Raw genomic sequence first — 22,020 nt, 5'->3', positions numbered from 1 at the left:
CGCGTGAGTGTCAGCGTTTTGTTTCTTCGACCTTGGCGGCCGGTTTTGGCGGCCAGGCCTTCAGATCTAGATCCAGATCCGGAAATTTACTGGAATCGAACACCGGTGTCTTGATCCCTGCGCGGCGCTGGTCATCGTAGTCCTTGAGCACGCGCATGCAGATCTTGAACAGCATCGCCAGGGCAACAAGGTTAACGAAGGCCAGCATGGTCATGGCGATGTCGGCGAAGGCGAAGACGGTTTGCAGGTTTTCGATCGACCCCCAAAAAATCAATACCAGCACCAGCGCGCGGTAGCCAATCAGCGCCTTGCGGTTTTCACCGACCAGGAAGCGCAGATTGTTCTCGCCCAGGTAGTAGTTGTAGAGCATCGAGGTGAACACGAACAACGCCAGGGCTACGCTGATAAACACACGGCCCCATTCGCCAACTACGGCCGCCAGGGAGTTCTGGGTCAGGGCAATGCCGTCGCCTTCAAAGCCCGGGGTGTAGAAGCCCGACAGCAGGATCAGCAAGGCGGTGCAGGTACAGATCACAAACGTGTCGAGGAAGACGCTGAACGCCTGAACCACGCCTTGAGCGATAGGGTGTTCCACATCGGCCACAGCGGCCACGTTCGGGGCGCTGCCCAGACCGGCTTCGTTGGCGAATACGCCACGTTTGACGCCCATCACGATTGCGCTGCCGATCAAGCCGCCAAACACCGGGTCGAGGCCGAAGGCGCTCTTGACGATATGGCCCAGCATGGCTGGTACGTGATCGAATTGCAGCACGATCACATACAGGGTGACCGCGATGTAGGCCAGGGTCTTGACGGGTACCAGCAGGTCAGCCACCGAAGCAATACGTTTGATACCACCGACAAATACCAGACCCAGCAGGATGGCAATGGCCAGGCCTGAGTAGCTGACCTCGAAACCAAAGGCATCTTGCAGTGAGTGGGTTACGGCGTGGGCTTGCAGGCCCATAAAGGCAAAGCCGAAGGTGATCAGCAGCAACACGGCCATTAGCTGGCCCATCCACAGTTTGCCCAGACCGTGCTTCATATAGAAGGACGGACCGCCACGGAGTTGGCCTTCAGCGTCGCGACGCTTGTACAGCTGGCCCAGGGAGCATTCGATCAGGCTGCTGGACATGCCGACCAACGCGGTCACCCACATCCAGAACACGGCACCGGGGCCGCCCAGGGTTACTGCGATGCCGACGCCGGCAATGTTACCCGCACCTACACGGCCCGCGAGGCTGAGCATCAGTGCCTGGAACGAACTCAGTTGCCCGGCGCTGCTGCGCAAGCTGTCTTTGAAAACCGCAAACATGTGCAGGAAGTAACGGAACTGAACGAAACGCGAGCGGATCGTGAAGTAGCCACCGAGCCCAACCATGAGCACGATTAGTACTTTCCCTGAGAGGAAGTCATTGATGACTTCAAGCATGGATTATTCCTCGCTGTTTTTATCTGATGGCAACACGGGCGGATCGAAATATCGCGTTACACCCGCTTGAGACGGGCATAAACGTAGGCGATCAAGGCGACCCTGGCCATGTTGATGCTTGGTTTACGATGCTGTTTCCGTGCTGACGATGGCCGCAGGGGCTGGGGCCAAGCGCAGGAAGAGGGCGGGCACTATACCTATGAGTATTAGAGGCGTCTGCATAAGTGATTGATTTTTCATGTACGTGTCGGTTTTAAGAGCAAGTCGTTCGTAGCAGCTGCCGAAGGAACGAGGCTGCGTTCGGCGGCGAAGCCGTCGTAAATCAGGCAGCTTGGTGTGTCAGATATATTGAGTGCTCAGGTTTCGCGACGACTACGTCGCCGAACGCAGCCTCGTTCCTTCGGCAGCTGCTACGCAATATAGAAACTCGCGAAGGCCTCGAATCGCGGGCAAAAAAAAGGGCCTGCAGACGTATCTGTAGGCCCTCAAAAGGTGAGAGGTGTCTAGTCCCTCGACCTGGTGAGCGTTAAGCGTGTTACAGCATCAGGCCTTAAGAGGCACCAGACGCGGGGCAATCATGTTTTCCGGGCGCAGGATGTCGTCGAGCATGGCGTCGTCGAGCAAGCCTTCTTCGCGCACCAGTTCCAGCACGCCGCGGCCGCTTTCAAGGGCGATACGGGCGATGCGGGTGGCGTTTTCATAGCCGATGTACGGGTTCAGTGCGGTTACCAGACCAATCGAGTGCTCGACCAGTTCGCGGCAGCGCGCTTCGTTAGCAGTGATGCCGACGATGCAGTGTTCGCGCAACATGTCCATGGCGCGTTGCAGCAGGCGGATCGAGTCGAAGATCTTGAATGCGATCAGCGGCTCCATCACGTTCAGTTGCAACTGGCCGCCTTCGGCAGCGATGGTCAGGGCCAGGTCGTTACCGATGATCTGGAATGCCACCTGGTTAACGGCTTCCGGGATAACCGGGTTGACCTTGCCTGGCATGATCGAGCTGCCGGGCTGACGCGCTGGCAGGTTGATTTCGTTGATGCCGGTGCGTGGGCCGCTGGACAGCAGGCGCAAGTCGTTGCAGATCTTCGACAGTTTGACCGCGGTACGCTTGAGCATGCCGGAGAACAGGACGAAGGCGCCCATGTCGGAGGTGGCTTCGATCAAGTCGGCAGCCGGTACCAGCGGGTGACCGCTGATGGTTGCCAGACGGTTTACAGCCAGCATCTGGTAACGCGGGTCAGCGTTGATGCCAGTACCGATGGCGGTGCCGCCCAGGTTTACTTCGGTCAGCAGCTCTGGCGCCAGTGTTTTCAGGCGGGCCAGATCTTCACTCAAGGTGGTGGCGAACGCACGGAACTCTTGACCCAGGGTCATAGGCACGGCGTCTTGCAGCTGGGTACGGCCCATTTTCAGGACGTGGCTGAACTCGACGCCTTTGGCCGCGAACGACTGGATCAGGCTGTCGAGGCTGGCCAGCAGCGCGTCGTGACCCAACAACAAGCCCAGGCGGATGGCCGTCGGGTAGGCGTCGTTGGTCGACTGCGCCATGTTCACGTCGTTGTTAGGGTGCAGGTACTGGTATTCACCTTTCTGGTGGCCCATGGCCTCCAGCGCGATGTTGGCGATCACTTCGTTGGCATTCATGTTGGTTGAAGTGCCAGCGCCGCCCTGAATCATGTCCACCACGAACTCTTCGTGGAAATCGCCGCGGATCAGACGGGCACAAGCTTCGCTGATGGCAGCGTGCTTGGCGTCGCTCAGATGACCCAGCTCGCGGTTGGCATCAGCAGCGGCTTGTTTCACCATTGCCAGGCCCACAACCAGCTTCGGGTAGTGCGAGATCGGAACGCCCGAGAGACGGAAGTTATTCACCGCTCGCAGGGTCTGGATGCCGTAATACGCTTGAGCTGGTACTTCGAGTACGCCAAGCAGGTCTTTTTCGGTACGGAAAGATGCAGCGGAGGACATGATAGAAATCATCTCGATAAGAACCCGGTCTGGGCCGGAACGCTTAGAATCCTAGGCTTGCGGACTATTTTGGGCCAATGCCTTTAAACACTATCCTATGCAGAAACGGCATAATGACGACGTGACGCGACAAGCGCGTCGAGCGTGTGACCCAATTTGGTGCGCGTCCGGGAGGACTCGATGAATCTCGAAAGTAAATGGTTAGAGGACTTCAGTGCCCTGGCTGCTACGCGCAGTTTTTCCCAGGCGGCAGAGCGTCGCTTTGTCACTCAGCCAGCCTTTAGCCGACGTATTCGCAGCCTTGAAGCGGCGCTTGGGCTGACCTTGGTGAATCGTTCCCGCACCCCGGTGGAGTTGACTGCGGCCGGTCAGCTGTTTTTGGTTACGGCGCGCACCGTGGTTGAACAGTTGGGCGAAGTGTTGCGCCATCTGCATCACCTCGAAGGCGGGCAGGGCGAGGTCATGCAAGTGGCTGCTGCACACTCCTTGGCCTTGGGTTTTTTCCCGCGCTGGATCGCCCAATTGCGTAATGAAGGGCTGAATATTGCGACACGTCTGGTTGCGACTAACGTCGGAGACGCGGTGCATGCCTTGCGTGAAGGCGGATGCGATTTGATGCTGGCTTTTTACGATCCAGACGCTGCTTTGCAGATGGATCCGGAAATTTTTCCGTCCTTGCACCTGGGCAATACTGAAATGCTCCCGGTGTGCGCCGCCGATGCTGACGGCAAGCCGTTGTTTGATCTTGAGGGCGAAGGCAGTGTGCCGCTGTTGGCCTACAGCGCTGGCGCTTTTTTGGGTCGCTCGGTGAATTTGCTGCTGCGTCAGCGCAGCCTGCGCTTTACCACTATTTATGAGACGGCGATGGCCGACAGCCTTAAAAGCATGGCGCTAGAGGGGCTGGGCATCGCCTGGGTGCCGCACTTGAGCGTGCGCGCCGAGCTGGCGCGGGGTGAACTGGTGGTGTGTGGAGGGCCGCAATGGCACGTACCGCTGGAGATTCGCCTGTACCGTTGCGCGCTGGTACGCAAGGCTAACGTGCGGTTGTTGTGGCGCAAGCTGGAGAATCCAACCGGTCAGGCGCCAACGCCGACCTGAGCCGATTTTTTCGCCTGACCTAAGAGTCAATAAAACCGGGCGTCCGGGCTGTTTTTGTCGTGCAAGACAGATGGTCGCCAAAGGTGCTTTCAAGGCACATCTTTGGGGTATACTGCGCGGCCTTCGGCTGGCTTGACCGGCCTTAATTCCTATAACAAGCCACGTCGGATCCTCCACGTGGCTTGTTGTTTTTTGACGCGCCTGCGGGCGCCCAAGAGAAGAGGCGCGACGATGAGTGCACTGGTAGGCGTGATCATGGGCTCCAAGTCCGATTGGTCCACCCTCAGCCACACCGCCGATATGCTGGAAAAACTCGGCATTCCTTACGAAGTGAAAGTGGTCTCTGCCCACCGCACTCCGGATCTGCTGTTCCAGTATGCCGAAGAGGCCGAAGGCCGCGGGATCGAGGTCATCATCGCTGGTGCCGGTGGCGCAGCCCACTTGCCAGGCATGTGTGCGGCCAAAACCCATTTGCCAGTACTGGGTGTTCCGGTGCAGTCGGCCATGCTGTCGGGTGTCGACTCGCTGCTGTCGATCGTGCAGATGCCAGCGGGCATTCCGGTTGCAACCCTGGCCATCGGCAAAGCGGGCGCGATCAACGCGGCTTTGTTGTCGGCGAGCATCCTGGGTGCCAAGCACCCGCAGTTCCACACCGTTTTGAAAGCATTCCGTGCTGAACAGACTGACAGCGTGCTGGACAATCCAGACCCGCGCGTAGCCTGAGGTTTCTGACGATGAAAATCGGTGTAATCGGTGGCGGCCAACTGGGCCGCATGCTGGCCTTGGCGGGTACTCCGCTGGGGATGAACTTTGCTTTCCTTGATCCGGCACCTGATGCCTGCGCTGGCGCATTGGGCGAACACCTGCGTGCGGATTACAGCGATCCGGATCATCTGCGCCAGTTGGCTGATGAAGTCGACCTGGTGACATTCGAGTTCGAAAGCGTTCCGGCTGAAACCGTGGCTTTCCTGTCGCAATTCGTCCCGGTGTACCCGAGTGCCGAAGCGCTGCGCATTGCTCGCGACCGCTGGTTCGAAAAGAGCATGTTCAAGGATCTGGGGATTCCGACCCCGGCGTTTGCCGACATCCAGTCCCAGGCTGATCTGGACGCGGCGGTGGTCAGCATTGGCCTGCCTGCCGTGCTCAAGACCCGCACTCTGGGTTATGACGGCAAGGGCCAGAAAGTGCTGCGTACGCCTGCTGACGTAGTGGGTACGTTTGCCGAGCTGGGCAGTGTGTCGTGCTTGCTGGAAGGTTTTGTACCGTTTACCGGCGAAGTGTCGCTGATCGCCGTGCGCGGTCGTGATGGTGAAACACAGTTCTACCCGTTGGTACACAACACTCACGACAGTGGCATTCTCAAGTTGTCGATTGCCAGCACCGATCACCCGCTGCAAGCCTTGGCTGAAGACTACTCCAGCCGTGTGCTCACGCAGCTGGATTATGTTGGCGTGATGGCGTTCGAGTTCTTTGAAGTCGACGGTGGCCTTAAGGCCAACGAAATTGCCCCGCGTGTGCATAACTCCGGGCATTGGACCACTGAAGGCGCCGAGTGCAGCCAGTTTGAAAACCACTTGCGGGCCATCGCTGGCTTGCCGCTGGGTTCGACGGCCAAGGTCGGTGAAAGCGCCATGCTCAACTTCATCGGCAGCGTGCCGCCAGTTGAGAAGGTGATTGCGATTGCCGACTGCCATTTGCACCACTACGGCAAGGCTTTCAAGATCGGCCGTAAAGTCGGTCACGCCAACCTGCGCTGTGCAGATATGGCGACGCTCAAAGCGCAAATCCTCAAGGTTGAAGCGTTAATCGACGAAGCGTAAATCGCTTTCGCCGGGAACCATTGGGTTGTCGCTACTCTCTGATGGCGTGATGCCAAAGTGCTGACTAGGCTTTGGCTTACGCCATCTAATCGAGAGGAAGCGTCCATGGGCATCATCGGAACCATTTTTATCGGCTTGATCGTTGGTCTGCTGGCTCGTTTCCTGAAACCGGGTGACGACAGCATGGGCTGGATCATGACCATCCTGCTGGGTATCGGCGGTTCGCTGGCGGCTACCTACGGTGGCCAGGCGCTGGGTATCTACAAGGCGGGTGAGGGTGCCGGCTTTATCGGTGCGGTGGTTGGTGCTGTGATCTTGCTGGTGATCTACGGCATTGTGTCGAAAAAGTCCTGATTAAACGCCTTGGCTCTCTCTGCGCCAGCCGCAGAGAGCGCTAAACTGCGTGCGTTTAACTCCTCTTTTATCGAGCCTTGCATGCGCCGTTTTCTACTGACATTCCTTTTGCTTGGCGCAGGCCTGGCACACGCGGCAGAACTGCCCGAAACCGACTGGCTTGAACTGATGCCTATGTCGGACCAAAAAGCCCTCGAACAAATGCCCGAAATTGACCATGACTCGCCCGAGGCTAACGGTACGTTTACCGATAAGGGCGGTTTGAAGCAGAGCAAGGGTTTGCCGGCCGTGATGTATTCCAGCAAAACCGTGGCGGGCATGAACGGTAAAAATATCCGTCTGGGCGGTTACCCCGTGCCATTGGAAACGGACGCCAAGGGCCGCAGCACGCTGTTTTTCCTGGTGCCGTACCCTGGGGCCTGCATCCATGTGCCGCCTCCGCCGCCCAATCAGCTGGTGCTGGTGCGCTATCCAAAAGGCCTGAAGCTGGACGACATCTACACCCCGTTATGGGTGATGGGCACGCTGAAGGTTGAGAAGGTCAGCAATGACCTGGCCGATGCGGCCTATGCGCTGGATGCGAGCAAGGTGCGGGTGGTGGTTGAGGCGGATTTGTAGGCATTGGAACACAACCTGTAGCCGCTGCCGCAGGCTGCGATAAGGTCCGAAGGCGCTTCAAACAGCAGGGCCGCTGCGCAGCCCATCACAGCCTGCAGCAGCGGCAACAGGTTGCGTATCAGACCTTTAGCCGTTTACTCGCAATACTCACGCCCATTGAATGGCTGGCGCCCGGTTGCAGGGTGATCACGTCATCCATCACGTTGGCGGTTTCGATGCACAACATGCGTTGCCAGCCGTCTGCAGCCATGTCGCTGAAGCTGGCGGTCTTGTCGATCCACGGGTTCCAGATCACCGCTGTACGCGAGCCGTGGCTGGTCAGCTCAAGGGTACGCGACCAGTCCGGATCTACGATACTCAGTTGTTGCGGGGTATCGAGGTAGATACGGTCGGTTTCGCCACTAAAGGTCAAATCGCCCGTCTGCTTGATATGTTCCCAGTCTTTGAGCGTGTCGATGTAGGTCAGGCCCTCTACGCCTTGAACCTGAACCTTGCGCACGTCGCTGACCGCGAAGTAGCTGTGCAGCGCCTGGCTGATGCTGACCGGGATGTCGCTGCGGTTATGGCTGGTGAGGCTGATATGCAGTTGGGTGTCGAGGCGAATGCTCAGGGTTAGCGCCACATCGTGGGGCCAGCCGGGCAGGCCGCCGTCGATGTGAGGCAGGCCCAGTTCAATATGCAGGGCTTCGCCCGCGTCATCGATTTCCAGCACTTCCCATTCGCGGGTGCGGACCAGACCGTGGGCGGTGGCAGGCTCGTCGCTGTGGCGCATGGCCTGCACGCTTTGCGGGTTCAACGCCAAATTACCGAACCATGGCCAGCACACCGGCACGCCAGTACGGATACCCTTGCCTTGCTTGTACTGGGCTTTTTCGTTGAGCCAGATAATGGGTGGCTCATCGCCTAGCTGGTAGCTGAGGACTTGCGCACCCTGCTTGGCGACCAGCAGTTGGGCCTGACCATGCTGGAAGTGCCAGCACTCCAGTTCATCCAGGGTGACTGACTCTATATGGTGCATGGCAGGCTCTCTATTTCAGTGCTGTGGAAGGTTAACGGCGGGGCGGAACGGAACGGGTGCGGCCGCTGCCATCAATGGCAACAAATACAAAGACGGCTTCAGTCACCTTGCGCCATTCGCTGGACAACGGGTCGTCACTCCACACTTCAACCATCATCTGGATAGAGCTGCGGCCGATCTCAAGTGCCTGGGTGTAGAACGACAATTGCGCACCCACTGCCACAGGAACCAGAAACGCCATACGATCAATAGCGACTGTGGCTACACGGCCACCGGCAACCTTGCTGGCCATTGCGGTGCCAGCCAGGTCCATTTGTGAAACCAGCCAACCGCCAAAAATATCGCCGAAACCATTGGTCTCGCGAGGCAGCGCAGTGATTTGCAAGGCCAGGTCGCCTTGCGGGATTGGATCTTCTTGTTCGAGCTCTAACATGCCAAAGGGCCTCTGACCCGTGATTCTTCATAAGTACTGCGGGTGAATAAGCGTCTTTAGAAAAACGATTCAGCCCGAACATACTACGTTCGTCACGTTCTTCATAAGCCGCACCAAGGGGAAACTCTGCGAAATCGGCTGAAGCCATCCAGCGGGCGTTTTCGCACAGCAACCTGGAAGTTACCAAGTGTTTCTTACGGTTTGTGAGTATATCGGGCGATGACTCAGCCGACGACCTCCGGATTCCGCTTTTTGAGTGCTCTGCGCGTCTAGCTCTGTGCTTTTGCAAACAATTTGTTATCTTTCAAAACCTGCCCAGCCCCTGCCGGCGAAGTTGCAGCTTTTTGCCGAGCCTAATAAGAGAAGCAAGACCCCATGATCACAGAGCCTTCCAGTGCAGCGCCGCCTTCGCGGCCGTTAACCCGTAATGACTATAAAACCTTGTCGCTGTCTGCCCTGGGTGGTGCGCTGGAGTTTTACGATTTTATTATTTTTGTGTTTTTTGCCACGGTAGTCGGAAAGCTGTTTTTCCCGGCGGACATGCCCGAGTGGCTACGCCTGATGCAAACCTTCGGTATTTTTGCTGCGGGTTACCTGGCGCGCCCTCTGGGCGGCATCGTCATGGCGCACTTTGGCGACCTGCTGGGGCGCAAAAAGATGTTCACCCTGAGCATCTTTATGATGGCAGTGCCGACCTTGATCATGGGTCTGTTGCCAACGTATGCGCAGATTGGCATGTGGGCACCGATTCTGTTGCTGCTGATGCGCGTGATTCAGGGCGCGGCCATTGGTGGTGAGGTGCCGGGGGCTTGGGTGTTTGTGGCCGAGCACGTCCCGCCCCGCCATGTTGGCTATGCCTGCGGCACTCTGACGTGTGGGCTGACAGCGGGTATTTTGTTGGGTTCGCTGATGGCCACTGCCATCAATACGATCTACACACCGGCTGAAGTGTCTGATTTCGCATGGCGGATTCCTTTCCTGATGGGTGGTGTCTTTGGCTTGTTCTCGGTGTACCTGCGCCGGTGGCTGCACGAAACACCGGTGTTCGCCGAGTTGCAGTTGCGCAAGGCATTGGCGGCTGAAGTACCGCTCAAGACCGTATTGCGTGATCATCGCGGCGCGATTGTGATCTCGATGCTGCTGACCTGGTTGCTGTCAGCCGGGATCATCGTAGTGATCCTGATGACGCCGACGGTGCTGCAAACCATCTACGGCTTCTCTGCCACCACCTCGTTGCAGGCCAACAGCCTGGCAATCGTCTTTCTGAGCCTGGGTTGCATCGCCTCGGGTGCCCTGGCTGACCGCTTTGGTGCGGGCAAGGTATTTGTGTTGGGTTGCGCCGGGTTGCTGGTGTCGTCGTGGACGTTCTATCACAGCCTGCTGCAACACCCAGACTGGCTGTTCCCGCTGTATGCCTTGAGCGGTTTGTTTGTAGGCACCATCGGCGCCGTACCTTATGTCATGGTCAAAGCTTTCCCGGCCGTGGTGCGCTTCAGCGGCCTGTCGTTTTCCTACAACCTGGCCTACGCCATCTTTGGCGGCCTGACCCCAATGGCCGTGACCTTGTTGCTTAAGGAAAGCCCGATGGGCCCGGCTTACTACGTGGCTATCATTTGCACGATGGGCTTGGTGGTGGGTGCTTATCTATGGAAAAAGGGCCGCTGAACAAGCCCTGATCCGTCGTAATACCTCGTCAGTCTCCCCGAAGGCCATCATTTGTAACGAGTGATGGCCTTTCATCTAATTGTCACAATCGGTTCATAGAGTGGTCATATGGCCTGCAGATACTGGCCCCCGATTCATCTAACCCCGTTTGTTAGGAGTAAGGCATGAAACTGAAGCGTGTTATGGCGGCCCTGACTTTTGTCGCCGCAGGCGTTGCAACTGCCAATGCGGTTGCCGCTGGTGTTGACCCGGCTATTCAGCCCTACGTGAAGACCACTGGTGTGTCGGGTAACCTGTCCAGCGTTGGTTCTGACACCCTGGCGAACTTGATGACATTGTGGGCCGAGGCTTACAAAAAAGAATATCCAAACGTAAACATCCAGATTCAAGCTGCCGGTTCTTCGACCGCGCCGCCTGCGATTACTGAAGGCACCGCTAACCTGGGCCCGATGAGCCGCAAGATGAAAGACAACGAACTGGCTGCTTTCGAGCAGAAGTACGGCTACAAGCCAACCGCTATCCCGGTGGCAGTGGATGCCTTGGCCGTGTTCGTGCACAAGGACAACCCGATCAAGCACCTGACCATGGAACAGGTCGACGCGATTTTCTCCTCGACTCGTCTGTGTGGCGCCAAAGCTGACGTTAAAACCTGGGGCGACCTGGGTGTGACCGGCGATCTGGCCAACAAGCCAGTCCAACTCTTCGGTCGTAACTCGGTGTCCGGGACCTATGGCTACTTCAAGGAAGAAGCCCTGTGCAAAGGCGATTACAAGCCTAACGTGAACGAACAGCCAGGCTCGGCTTCGGTTGTGCAGTCGATCAGCAGCTCGCTGAACGGCGTGGGTTACTCGGGCATCGGTTACAAAACCGCCAGCGTGAAGACCGTGCCTTTGGCTAAAAAAGGCAGCACCGAGTTTATTGAGGACACCGAAGAAAACGCACTGAACGGCAAATACCCGCTGTCGCGTTTCCTCTACGTGTACGTGAACAAGGCGCCGAACAAGCCGCTGAACCCGCTGGAAGCCGAGTTCATCAAGTTGGTTCTGTCCAAGCAAGGCCAGGAAGTGGTTGTCAAAGACGGCTACATTCCTCTGCCAGCCAAAGTCGCTGCCAAAGCCTTGGCTGACCTGGGCTTGAAAGAAGGCGCATAAACTTTGTAGCCGCTGCCGCCTGGCTGCGATAAGGACCGCAGGACCTTCAGAAACGAGGGTCGCTGCGCAACCCATCGCAGCCTTCGGCAGCGGCTGCAGGTTTAGCGTTGTTGCAGATACACCTAATTTCCATTCCGCTGCCGGCACCGTCGGGCGGCGGATTTTTTGCGTCACCGTTTTGTCATCTTTCTGTCATACAGGACCGCTAGGGTGTGCGCATGAATGATCTGGCCAATTCCTCAATGACTACGACATCCGCTCCCAAGCGCATTGATTTCAATACGCCTGAACTGCAACGCAAGCGCCGCATCCGCGCGTTTAAAGACCACCTGACCCGCTGGTATGTATTTATCGGCGGTCTTGCCGTGCTCGGCGCGATCACGCTGATTTTCTTCTTCCTGGGCTATGTGGTTTACCCTTTGTTCCAGGGCGCGGACCTGAATCCCAAGCAGGCGATTACGCCGGTCTGGATGCAGGACGCCGGCAAGCCGCTGATGCTTTCCATTGAGGAGCAGAATCAGGTCGGTATGCGCGTATCAGACAAGGGCATGGTGTTGTTCTTCAATGCGAAGAACGGTGACGAACTGTCGCGGGTCAACTTGCCGCTGCCAGCCGGTACGCATGTGACTGCATTGGGCGAGGACCAGCCAGGCAACCCGGTGGTGGTGCTGGGTCTGTCCAACGGTCAGGCGCTGGTGTTCCGTCATAGCTATAAAGTCAGTTACCCGGATGGCAAGAAGACCATCAGCCCGGCGATTGAATACCCGTATGGCGAAACGCCGATCGTGCTCGACCCTACGGGTGGCGCACTGGATCACGTGAACCTCAGCGTGAATGATTCGACGCTGGTAGTGGCGGGTACGACGGGCGCGCAACTGAACGTTGTGTCGCTGGCCCGCGAAGAAAACATGATGACCGAAGAGGTCACGAATACTGAAACCCGCATCGACCTGCCGCAGATGACCAATCAGGTCAAAGCGCTGTACATCGACCCGCGTCAGCAGTGGTTGTATGTGATCAATGATCGGGCCCAGGCCGATGTGTTCAGCCTGCGCGACAAGAGCCTCAACGGTCGCTATAAGCTGGCCGATGAGGCGACGACTGAAATCACTGCCAGTACGCAGTTGGTGGGGGGGATCTCGCTGATCTTTGGTGATTCCAAGGGAGGTCTGAGCCAGTGGTTCATGGCCCGTGATCCGGATGGCGAACAGCGCTTCAAGCATATCCGCAGCTTCCAGATGGGCACCTCGCCGATTGTTGAAATCACCGCTGAGCAACGTCGCAAGGGCTTTCTGGCCATGGATGCTGCCGGTGATATCGGCGTGTTCCACAGCACCGCACACCGCACCCTGCTGGTCGAAAAAATTGCCGAAGGCCCTGGCATCATGGCGTTGTCGCCGCGTGCCAACCGCATCATTGTTGAAGAGGGCGGCAAGTTGCTGCCGCTGACCTTGAAGAACCCGCACCCGGAAGTGTCCTGGAGCGCGTTGTGGAGCAAGGTCTGGTACGAGAACTACGACGAACCTAAGTACGTCTGGCAATCGACGGCCGCCAACACCGACTTCGAACCCAAGATGAGCCTTGCGCCATTGACCTTCGGTACGTTGAAGGCTGCTTTCTACGCCATGTTGCTGGCTGCACCGCTGGCCGTTGCTGCTGCGATTTACACCGCTTACTTCATGGCGCCAAGCCTGCGCCGCAAGGTCAAGCCGGTGATCGAGCTGATGGAAGCGATGCCGACGGTGATCCTGGGTTTCTTCGCCGGCCTGTTTCTGGCGCCGTATGTGGAAGGGCACTTGCCGGGTATTTTCAGCCTGTTGATGTTGATGCCGGTCGGTATTCTGGTCGCGGGTTTTACCTGGAGCCGCCTGCCTGAGTCGATCCGGCTGCGCGTACCGGATGGCTGGGAGAGCATGATCCTGATTCCGGTGCTGCTGTTTGTAGGCTGGTTGTCGCTGTACATGAGCCCGTTCATGGAAGCCTGGTTCTTCGGCGGCGATATGCGGATGTGGATCTCCCACGATCTGGGCATCACCTACGATCAGCGCAACGCACTGGTAGTTGGCCTGGCGATGGGTTTTGCGGTTATTCCCAACATCTACTCGATTGCTGAAGACGCCGTGTTCAGCGTGCCCCGCGGCCTGACCCTGGGTTCGCTGGCGCTGGGTGCCACGCCGTGGCAAACCATGACCCGCGTGGTCATCCTGACTGCCAGCCCGGGGATCTTCTCGGCACTGATGATCGGTATGGGGCGTGCGGTCGGCGAGACGATGATTGTGTTGATGGCCACCGGTAACACCCCAGTCATGGAAATGAACCTGTTCGAAGGCCTGCGGACCTTGGCGGCGAACGTGGCGGTAGAAATGCCAGAGTCGGAAGTGGGCGGTAGCCATTACCGTGTGCTGTTCCTCTCGGCGCTGGTGCTGCTGCTGTTTACCTTCATCATGAACACTCTTGCCGAGCTGATTCGTCAGCGTCTGCGCAAGAAATATTCGTCGCTTTAAGGAAGGTAGAAGTCTGTGAAACAGAATTCCCTCAAAGGCTGGTTCAAGAGCGGCGCTCCTGGCGTCTGGATCAGCGGTGGTGCAGTGTCCATCGCCGTCATCATGACCATCGGCTTGCTGTCGGTGATTGCCGTTCGTGGCCTGGGTCACTTCTGGCCCGCTGACCTTATACATGCCGAGTACAACGTGCCGGGTGATGCCAATCACCTGGTGATCGGCGAAGTGGTGCAAAAGGAAGAGGTGCCCCGCGAGCGCCTGAAAAGCGCGGGCTTGCCAGTACCTGAACAAGGCCCTGAGTTCATGACTCGCGAGCTGATCAAGGTCGGCAACCGCGACTTGAACGGTAACGACTTTACCTGGGTGGTGGGCGAGTGGCTGACCAACCAGAGCATGCCGCCAGAGTTGATGGCCATCGAGCGTCGCGAGTGGGGCAACTTTTACGGTTACCTGGTTAACGTGAAAGAAAACGGCAAGGTGGTGGCAGAAGGTGCCGCTGCCTGGCCAGAGCTGCAAGCCCGGGTCAAGCGAGTGAATGATCTGGCATCGCAACTGAGCCAGCTTGAGAAGAAAGACATCGGTGCGATCAACCATGGGTTGGAACGCATCCGTCTGCATGGCCGCAAGCTGGAACTGGAAGGCAAGCTGACCCCGCAGGCACAAGCCGACATGGAGTCTGAGCGCGCCGAGTTGAATGCACGTTACAAGGCTATTGAAGACCGCCTTGGCGATCTGCATGCGCAGTTCAATCGCGACAGTCTCACGGCCCGCGATGCCAATGGCAAAGAGCTGGAAATCGGCATCGGCAAAGTGGTCAAGGCCTACCAGCCGAACGCCATGAACAGCTGGCAAAAACTGGGCATGTATTTCAGCAACATCTGGGAGTTCCTGAGCCAGGATCCGCGCGAAGCCAACACCGAAGGCGGGATCTTCCCGGCGATTTTCGGCACCGTAATGATGACCCTGATCATGGCCATAATCGTGACCCCGTTCGGCGTACTGGCGGCGGTCTACCTGCGGGAATATGCCAAGCAAAACACCCTGACCCGGGTGATCCGTATCGCGGTAAACAACCTGGCGGGTGTGCCTGCGATTGTTTACGGCGTATTTGGTCTGGGCTTTTTTGTGTATGTGCTGGGTGGCTCGGTTGACCGCCTGTTCTTTGCCGAAGCATTGCCGGCGCCGACCTTTGGTACGCCGGGCCTGATGTGGGCCTCGCTGACCTTGGCGCTGCTGGCGGTTCCGGTCGTGATCGTGGCCACCGAAGAAGGGTTGGCGCGGATTCCGCGTACGGTTCGTGAAGGCTCGCTGGCGCTGGGTGCGACCAAATCGGAAACTCTGTGGAAGATCGTGCTGCCGATGGCCAGCCCGGCCATGATGACCGGCATGATCCTCGCCGTGGCCCGTGCTGCCGGTGAAGTGGCGCCGCTGATGCTGGTGGGTGTGGTCAAGCTGGCGCCGTCGCTGCCGCTGGATGGCAACTACCCGTACCTGCACCTTGACCAGAAGATCATGCACCTGGGCTTCCATATTTATGACGTGGGTTTCCAGAGCCCGAACGTCGAAGCTGCACGACCGCTGGTTTACGCCACGGCGCTGCTGCTGGTGCTGGTGATCGCGACCCTGAACCTGTCGGCAGTGTGGATTCGTAACCACCTGCGCGAGAAGTACAAGGCGCTGGAAAGCTAAAAGATAGCCACAAGCGGCAAGCTACAAGCGGCAAGTCAATGCCGCCTCCGCTTTTGCTCAAAACTTGCAGCTTGCAGCTAGAAGCTTGCAGCTACGAACGGAGTAAGACCATGCAGCATGAATCCACTGCCCACGGCATCAACATGTCAGCCTTGGGTCGCACCAAACAAAGCTTGAAGCTGGAAAACGAAGAAGTCGCCATCGAAGTGCCGGGCCTGAATCTTTACTACGGTGAAAAGCAGGCGCTGTACGACGTGAGCCTGAATATCCCGAAACAACGGGTAACGGCGTTTATCGGTCCGTCCGGCTGTGGCAAGTCCACGCTGCTGCGCACCTTCAACCGCATGAACGACCTGGTGGATGGTTGCCGCGTCGAAGGCGAGATCAACCTGTACGGCAACAACATCTACCGTAAGGGTGAGGATGTGGCTGAGCTGCGTCGCCGCGTCGGGATGGTGTTCCAGAAGCCTAACCCGTTCCCCAAGACCATTTACGAGAACGTGGTTTACGGTCTGCGGATTCAGGGCATCAACAAAAAACGCGTCCTCGACGAAGCCGTTGAGTGGGCACTCAAGGGCGCGGCATTGTGGGATGAGGTCAAGGACCGCCTGCACGAATCGGCATTGGGCCTGTCCGGTGGTCAGCAGCAGCGTCTGGTGATTGCTCGCACCATTGCGGTGGAGCCTGAAGTGTTGCTGCTCGATGAGCCATGCTCGGCACTCGATCCGATTTCAACGCTGAAAGTCGAAGAGCTGATCTACGAACTCAAGTCCAAGTTCACCATCGTCATCGTGACGCACAACATGCAGCAAGCAGCCCGGGTTTCGGACTACACGGCGTTCATGTACATGGGCAAAATGGTTGAGTACGGCGACACCGACACGCTGTTCACCAATCCGGCGAAGAAGCAGACCGAAGACTACATCACCGGGCGGTATGGTTAGTAGCAGCTGCAAGCCGTTAGCTTCAAGCGGCAAGTAAAGGCAGTTTGGCGTAACGACACAATCAACTTGCAGCTTGAAGCTTGTCGCTTGAAGCTTTTGCGGAGCAAAACCATGATTTCAAAGGATGGCCTCACCCATCACATTTCCGCGCAGTTCAACGCGGAACTCGAGGACGTGCGCAGCCACCTGCTGGCGATGGGCGGCCTGGTCGAGAAACAGGTCAACGATGCCGTAACAGCGTTGATCGAGGCCGACTCGGGTCTGGCTCAGCAGGTGCGCGAGGTCGATGAGCAAATCAATCAGATGGAGCGCAACATCGACGAGGAGTGCCTGCGCATTCTGGCCCGTCGCCAGCCTGCGGCGTCTGACTTGCGCTTGATCATCAGCATCTCCAAGTCGGTAATCGATCTTGAGCGCATCGGTGACGAAGCGACCAAGATCGCTCGCCGTGCCATCCAGTTGTGCGAAGAGGGTGAAGCGCCACGTGGTTACGTTGAAGTGCGCCACATCGGTGATCAGGTGCGCAACATGGTGCGTGATGCACTGGATGCCTTTGCCCGCTTCGATGCTGACCTTGCGTTGTCGGTCGCGCAGTACGACAAAATCATCGACCGTGAATACAAGACCGCGCTGCGTGAATTGGCCACTTACATGATGGAAGACCCGCGTTCGATCTCGCGTGTGTTGAGCATTATTTGGGTGCTGCGTTCGCTGGAGCGTATCGGTGATCACGCGCGTAATATCTCGGAACTGGTGATTTATCTGGTGCGCGGTACTGACGTGCGTCACATGGGCCTTAAGCGCATGCGCGAAGAAGTTCAGGGTCCTGATGTTGATAACGCTAATGTTGCGCCGCCGCCTGACGATAAATAAGACAGCCTGATTCAAAAGACGCCCGGCTCATTGCCGGGCGTTTTGCTTTTTGGGCTTTCATATCCAAGGAGCAGTCGATGAGCAAGGTGAGTGTGCTGGTGGTGGATGACGCGTCGTTTATTCGTGATCTGATTAAAAATTGCCTGCGTAACTATTTTCCGGGCATCAGGATCGAAGACGCAGTCAACGGCCGCAAAGCCCAGACTCTGCTGACCCGCGAAGCGTTTGATTTGGTGCTGTGCGACTGGGAAATGCCAGAGATGTCCGGCCTTGAGCTGTTGAGCTGGTGTCGCGAGCAGGACAAGCTGAAAACGTTGCCCTTTATCATGGTCACCAGCCGTGGTGACAAAGAGAACGTGATCCAGGCCATTCAGGCGGGGGTTTCGGATTTTGTCAGCAAGCCGTTCACCAACGAACAGCTTCTGTCCAAGGTGAAGAAGGCGTTTACCAAGGCCGGTCTGCTCGACTCAGTAATGGCCAGCGCGCCGACCCGTATGAGCTCGGCGTTTGGCAATGACTCGCTGAATGCGTTGACCGGTGGCAAGGCGCAAGTGGTGACTTCTGCCCCAGTTGCTCCTGCACCACGTCCAGCACCTGTAGCGGCACCTGCACTGACCAGTCGTGGGCAAGGGCAACTGCGTTTGCCCAGCGGCACACAGACGTGCGTGATCAAGGCGCTGAGCCTCAAGGAGGCGCTGCTGGTGGTGCGTCGCGGCGAAGTGCTGCCTCAGGTGCTGGACAGCGCCGTATTGGACCTTGAGCAGGGCGAGAGCGCCGAGGTGGCGCGATTGAATGGTTATCTGCATGCCATCGTGGCATTTGAGCCAAAGCCGGACAGTGCCTGGTTGCAACTGACCTTCCGCTTTGTCGACCAGGATGCCGACAAAATGAACTACCTCTCGCGGCTGATTGCCCACGGTACGGCGCAGAAGCATTTTGTGCCGGGTGCGTAAGCGGTCGTGATACTCCCTGTAGCAGCTGCCGCAGGAACGAGGCTGCGTTCGGCGACGGAGTCGTCGCAAAATCAGACACTGCGGTGTGCCAGACAAATCCGGCTCTCATGATTTACGACGGCTTCACCGCCGAACGCAGCCTCGTTCCTTCGGCAGTGCTACAGTTTTTTGACCGTCAGGGCAGTTGCAACCCGCCGGATGCCTTGTGAATTGCCCGCAAGTGTTCGCCGATCTGTTTGACGTTGGCTTCAGTAGCTGCAATTTCAGCTGCGCGGGCCGGTTCCAGCAGGCTGCGAACTTCCTTGTCCAGGTCAGTGGTCAGGCGCAGTAGCTGCTGCTGGCGCTGGCTGCTTTCGGACTCCAGCATTTCCCACTCCTTGGCTTGCGGCAGACCGTAGCCGCTGCTGCCGAGCAGTTCGGCCGGGCGACTGAGGAAGCCGCTGCTGGCGAGGATTTCCTGCAGGGTCTTGTTGGCTTTGTCCATGCCGCCATCCTTGAGTCCGCGTGCGCCCAGGTACTTTTGTTTGACCTCATCCTGGGCCAATAGCAGCTGGCGACGAAAGCTGGCTTGCTCCAGTAGCAATAATGCCGCGCTGGCCCGCAAGTCTGCTTGCTCAAACCATGGTCGGCGCTCGTCGGCACTCAGGGCCAGCCAGTCTTCGACAGTGGTTTGCTTGATCGGCAAGCGGGTCTTGAGCACGTCGAACATCGCTTGGTAGCGATCGCGGTAGGAATCAAAGCGATAACCCAGGCGCAACGCTTCTTTCGGGTTGTCCAGCACGCTGGTGTCCGCCAGTCCCCGGGCCTTGAGCACTTCAAGCAGGCCATTGGGTACGATGCTGTCCAGACCCTTGAGCTGGGCATTGTCGCTGCCGCTGCGCAGCAGCTTCAGGGTTTCCACCGCGCAGTTATTGGAGATGAAATAGTAGTCGCCGTCATAGCTCCAATGCATTTCGGCGGCGTGTTCCACCACTTCCTCGATTTCAGGGCGGCTCAGTTTGAGCGGCACGGAAGCCAGGCTGCGCAATTCGGTCTTGGTGTATTCGTCGATCACCTGAGCCAGCGGCAATACAAACAGGCGCGAAGGGTAGGCCCCGGTCAGGCCGTCCCAGCTTGAGAGCTGTACGTCATTGACGAACGCCCGGTAAGACAGCACCAAGTGTTCTTGCAGATCGAGGCGACAGTCCGGCCCGCGCGGACGACCGGGAGCACAGATCACCAAGCGCAGCATGCTGTGACCCCAGCGGCTGGCCCATTCCTGATTGGCCTCGGCCAGCAGATAGTCGACGGCGTACACCCGCTCCGGGTCTACGGTGCCGAGCGGTGTTTTGCCGAAATCGTTGCCAGCATTGAGGAATGCAAAGCCCTGTGGGCATTCATCCTTGGCTGCGGGTGCCCAGCCGAAATGTTCTTTGTAGTAGCGATACAGAGCCGGGCGGCGGCAGGCGTAGGCCGGGTCGAGGAGGAAGTACTCCATATTGACCGCGACAAACTCCTTGGGGCTGCTGACTTCATACAGGTCCGGGCTGCGTACAACCTGGTGGTTGTCTTGCTCGCGTTCGCCCCGTCGGCCCACGTATTGCTGCCAGCCTGCCAGGTCGAGCAAGCGGGGATCATCACTGAGGGTGAAGCGCCGCTCAGTCTGCCCGCGACATTGATCGGGGATGCCAATCAGGCCTGTGTTGCTGCTTTGCCGGGCACAGCGGCGGATTAGCGTGCGCTCGGCTGCGGGCCAGAGGCGGGCGCGGTCGTAGATATGGGTCAGCTCGTGCAAGACGGTGGCGAGCATTTCCCGGCGCACAGTGCCGTGGGGGCGGTTGGTCTGCTGGGTGGCGGCAGAGCCATCGGTCAGCCCGGCCAGCAGATTGCGGTTGAGGTCCAGCTCGGAGGTCAGTGATGCCTGGCCGTAAGCGTTGCTGGGCATGTCATCGGTCCAGCCCACCAGAATCTGTCGATCCAGTTGCTCGATAAAACGCGGTGGCAGGCTCTGCATGGCTTCATCGAGCAGGGCTTGGCTGGCCTGTTGTTCGGCCGGGCTCAGACCCTCGGTCTTGAGTTGCAGATGCAGCGCGGCCTGGGCGCTGCTGGTAATCAGCAGCAGGCCACAGGCGGCGAGCCAGCGCGTTAGCGGCCTCACAGTGCGAGGATGGCTTCGGCGAGATCCTGGTCGCTGGCGTTGCGGGCTTCAGGCACGCGGTCGCGCAGGGTGCTGAAAGCTGCTTCCAGTTGCACGCCGCGAATATCACCTTGGCTGGCGACGAAGGTGGCAGCGTCGTCGTGGGCTTCGCGCACAACTTTAGAGTCGCGGATGGAAGTAGTGGTGTCGGATGTGAAGTCAATGGTGCGGCCAAAAGCGCGCACGATGATGTTACTGGTCTGCACGACGGTTTGTGCCTGTGCCACATCGGCGAGCAGCAAAAGGCCAAGGGTGGCGACGATTAGAGGGCTACGCATGAAAAATCTCCGGAAAAAGCGGGTACTTATTGGACGAGAATTGTCTGTGCCAGTTCAAGGTCGCTGGCACTCAATTTTGGCTGGTTCAAGCGCAGATAACGCAGGGCAGACTCCAGCTGTGCGCCTCTCATTTGGCCATCACTGGCAATAAAGACGGCGGCGTCGTCCTGTGCGGCACGTATCAGTTTGTGATCAAAAGGCGCGGACGTCACTTTACTGGTGACGTAACCACTGAGCACCACATTCTGGGTGGTCATGTCGAAGGCGTTGGCTGATTGAGTCCAGCAGAGTACGAGTAGAACAATTAGGGGAAAGCGCATGGGTCTCGAGGCTGTTTGAATGAGGCTCAAGGCTAGCGTAATGGTCGGGGGAGGGCCAGCTTGGTTCAAAACACTGCCGCAGGCTGCGATTCGCAACCTGCGGCAGTGGCTACAGGATGTGTGCCTGATCAGATGGTCAGGATGGCCTGAGCCAGTTGTGCATCAGTGGCCTGCAATTGAGGCGCTTGTTGGCGAATGGCTTCGAAGGCGCTTTCCAGTTTTACCCCACGAATGGTTCCTTCGCTGGCCACGAAGCTGGCGGCGTCGTCACGGGCTGCGCGCACGATCTTGTTGTCACGAAACGAGCCAGTGGCATCGGATGTCAGATCGGATGTGGCTTTTAGAGTGCCCACGATGCCGTCGGTGGTAACGATGAAGCTTGAGGCGTTGGCGCTTGCAGCAACGACCAGCAGAGCAGCCGCGCTAAGTAGGCGAAGTGTGGACATGGTAAGACTCCTGAATGTGAACGTATGAAAATAGACGGTTATGGGCCGAATAGTAGGCTGAGGGTCGCATCAGGCAAAGGATGTTTTGTCTGGAACCGTAGCCAGGGTGCTCTGGATCAGGTATTTCACAAACTGTACCTGCCTTATTTTAATATATTTAAAACTGTACCTGTTGGCTTGCAAGCTACCAAAACGATAGCCCCATAACGACAAAACCCGTCAGCGGTAATCCGCGACGGGTTTTGTTTTTTCAATTCAGGGTGCTGGCGGTGGACCGGTGGTC

General features: G+C 58.0%; 20 protein-coding genes. 12 read left to right on the top strand and 8 right to left on the bottom strand.

From position 1 onward, the window contains the following. Positions 1-10 precede the first annotated feature (10 nt). Positions 11-1,432 carry an alanine/glycine:cation symporter family protein gene (locus U5A05_RS23935; RefSeq protein WP_261740284.1) on the bottom strand — a complete coding sequence of 474 codons (1,422 nt, stop codon included), beginning with the start codon at positions 1,430-1,432 and terminating at the stop codon, positions 11-13. 543 nt (positions 1,433-1,975) lie between these two features. Beyond that, on the bottom strand, positions 1,976-3,400 hold the full coding sequence (gene aspA, locus U5A05_RS23930) for an aspartate ammonia-lyase (RefSeq protein ID WP_321835123.1): 1,425 nt from the start codon (positions 3,398-3,400) through the stop codon (positions 1,976-1,978). A 180-nt stretch (positions 3,401-3,580) separates the two neighbouring features. Here aspA and U5A05_RS23925 point away from each other — a divergent pair, with 180 nt between their 5' ends. The 5 genes from U5A05_RS23925 to U5A05_RS23905 all read left to right on the top strand — a co-directional run bounded on the left by U5A05_RS23925 (position 3,581) and on the right by U5A05_RS23905 (position 7,290). Then, positions 3,581-4,498: a LysR substrate-binding domain-containing protein gene (locus U5A05_RS23925; RefSeq protein ID WP_261740282.1), complete on the top strand. Its 918-nt coding sequence runs from the start codon at positions 3,581-3,583 to the stop codon at positions 4,496-4,498. A 231-nt stretch (positions 4,499-4,729) separates the two neighbouring features. Continuing rightward, positions 4,730-5,221, top strand: a complete 492-nt coding sequence (gene purE / locus U5A05_RS23920; RefSeq protein WP_016782937.1) for a 5-(carboxyamino)imidazole ribonucleotide mutase — start codon at positions 4,730-4,732, stop codon at positions 5,219-5,221. Between the two features lie 11 nt (positions 5,222-5,232). Continuing rightward, on the top strand, positions 5,233-6,318 hold the full coding sequence (locus tag U5A05_RS23915; RefSeq protein WP_321835122.1) for a 5-(carboxyamino)imidazole ribonucleotide synthase: 1,086 nt from the start codon (positions 5,233-5,235) through the stop codon (positions 6,316-6,318). Between the two features lie 105 nt (positions 6,319-6,423). Then, positions 6,424-6,672 (top strand): GlsB/YeaQ/YmgE family stress response membrane protein, encoded by a 249-nt coding sequence (locus U5A05_RS23910; RefSeq protein ID WP_261740280.1) that lies wholly within the window; start codon positions 6,424-6,426, stop codon positions 6,670-6,672. Positions 6,673-6,753: 81 nt separating this feature from the next. Next, a complete protein-coding gene (locus U5A05_RS23905; protein ID WP_261740279.1) occupies positions 6,754-7,290 on the top strand; it encodes a DUF3299 domain-containing protein in 537 nt (178 codons plus the stop codon). Positions 7,291-7,408: 118 nt separating this feature from the next. On the opposite strand, the gene U5A05_RS23900 is transcribed toward U5A05_RS23905, so the two are convergent. Both U5A05_RS23900 and U5A05_RS23895 read right to left on the bottom strand, forming a co-directional pair. Then, entirely contained in the window at positions 7,409-8,308 is a 900-nt protein-coding gene (locus tag U5A05_RS23900) for a D-hexose-6-phosphate mutarotase (RefSeq protein WP_321835121.1), read from the bottom strand. Positions 8,309-8,339: 31 nt separating this feature from the next. Then, positions 8,340-8,741, bottom strand: a complete 402-nt coding sequence (locus U5A05_RS23895; RefSeq protein ID WP_003438129.1) for an acyl-CoA thioesterase — start codon at positions 8,739-8,741, stop codon at positions 8,340-8,342. 375 nt (positions 8,742-9,116) lie between these two features. On the opposite strand from U5A05_RS23895, the gene U5A05_RS23890 reads away from it, so the two are divergent. The 7 genes from U5A05_RS23890 to U5A05_RS23860 all read left to right on the top strand — a co-directional run bounded on the left by U5A05_RS23890 (position 9,117) and on the right by U5A05_RS23860 (position 18,517). Further along, positions 9,117-10,406, top strand: a complete 1,290-nt coding sequence (locus U5A05_RS23890; protein ID WP_261740277.1) for an MFS transporter — start codon at positions 9,117-9,119, stop codon at positions 10,404-10,406. 164 nt (positions 10,407-10,570) lie between these two features. Next, on the top strand, positions 10,571-11,557 hold the full coding sequence (locus U5A05_RS23885) for a phosphate ABC transporter substrate-binding protein PstS (protein WP_016782943.1): 987 nt from the start codon (positions 10,571-10,573) through the stop codon (positions 11,555-11,557). Between the two features lie 218 nt (positions 11,558-11,775). Further along, positions 11,776-14,061 carry an ABC transporter permease subunit gene (locus tag U5A05_RS23880; protein ID WP_321835117.1) on the top strand — a complete coding sequence of 762 codons (2,286 nt, stop codon included), beginning with the start codon at positions 11,776-11,778 and terminating at the stop codon, positions 14,059-14,061. 15 nt (positions 14,062-14,076) lie between these two features. After that, positions 14,077-15,747: a phosphate ABC transporter permease PstA gene (pstA, locus tag U5A05_RS23875; RefSeq protein ID WP_261740275.1), complete on the top strand. Its 1,671-nt coding sequence runs from the start codon at positions 14,077-14,079 to the stop codon at positions 15,745-15,747. A 110-nt stretch (positions 15,748-15,857) separates the two neighbouring features. After that, positions 15,858-16,691 carry a phosphate ABC transporter ATP-binding protein PstB gene (gene pstB, locus U5A05_RS23870; RefSeq protein WP_261740273.1) on the top strand — a complete coding sequence of 278 codons (834 nt, stop codon included), beginning with the start codon at positions 15,858-15,860 and terminating at the stop codon, positions 16,689-16,691. A 111-nt stretch (positions 16,692-16,802) separates the two neighbouring features. Next, the gene (phoU, locus tag U5A05_RS23865) at positions 16,803-17,564 is read left to right on the top strand and encodes a phosphate signaling complex protein PhoU (protein ID WP_261740272.1); all 762 of its coding nucleotides are present in this window, start codon (positions 16,803-16,805) and stop codon (positions 17,562-17,564) included. A 77-nt stretch (positions 17,565-17,641) separates the two neighbouring features. Beyond that, positions 17,642-18,517 (top strand): response regulator, encoded by an 876-nt coding sequence (locus U5A05_RS23860; RefSeq protein ID WP_261740271.1) that lies wholly within the window; start codon positions 17,642-17,644, stop codon positions 18,515-18,517. Between the two features lie 175 nt (positions 18,518-18,692). Here U5A05_RS23860 and U5A05_RS23855 read toward each other — a convergent pair whose 3' ends face one another. The 4 genes from U5A05_RS23855 to U5A05_RS23840 all read right to left on the bottom strand — a co-directional run bounded on the left by U5A05_RS23855 (position 18,693) and on the right by U5A05_RS23840 (position 21,737). Continuing rightward, positions 18,693-20,654 (bottom strand): DUF7844 domain-containing protein, encoded by a 1,962-nt coding sequence (locus tag U5A05_RS23855; protein ID WP_321835115.1) that lies wholly within the window; start codon positions 20,652-20,654, stop codon positions 18,693-18,695. Beyond that, the gene (locus U5A05_RS23850) at positions 20,651-20,971 is read right to left on the bottom strand and encodes a DUF2388 domain-containing protein (RefSeq protein WP_019826982.1); all 321 of its coding nucleotides are present in this window, start codon (positions 20,969-20,971) and stop codon (positions 20,651-20,653) included. Before U5A05_RS23850 ends, U5A05_RS23855 begins: the two co-directional genes overlap by 4 nt. Before the next feature lie 26 nt (positions 20,972-20,997). Further along, positions 20,998-21,291, bottom strand: a complete 294-nt coding sequence (locus U5A05_RS23845) for a DUF2388 domain-containing protein (RefSeq protein ID WP_321835113.1) — start codon at positions 21,289-21,291, stop codon at positions 20,998-21,000. A 128-nt stretch (positions 21,292-21,419) separates the two neighbouring features. Further along, positions 21,420-21,737: a DUF2388 domain-containing protein gene (locus tag U5A05_RS23840; RefSeq protein ID WP_261740268.1), complete on the bottom strand. Its 318-nt coding sequence runs from the start codon at positions 21,735-21,737 to the stop codon at positions 21,420-21,422. Positions 21,738-22,020 lie beyond the last annotated feature (283 nt).

The sequence above is a fragment of the Pseudomonas kulmbachensis genome (assembly GCF_963681935.1).
GTDB lineage: Bacteria > Pseudomonadota > Gammaproteobacteria > Pseudomonadales > Pseudomonadaceae > Aquipseudomonas > Aquipseudomonas kulmbachensis.
Note: the sequence above shows the minus strand (reverse complement) of the source record. Positions and strands in the feature narration are given on the sequence as shown.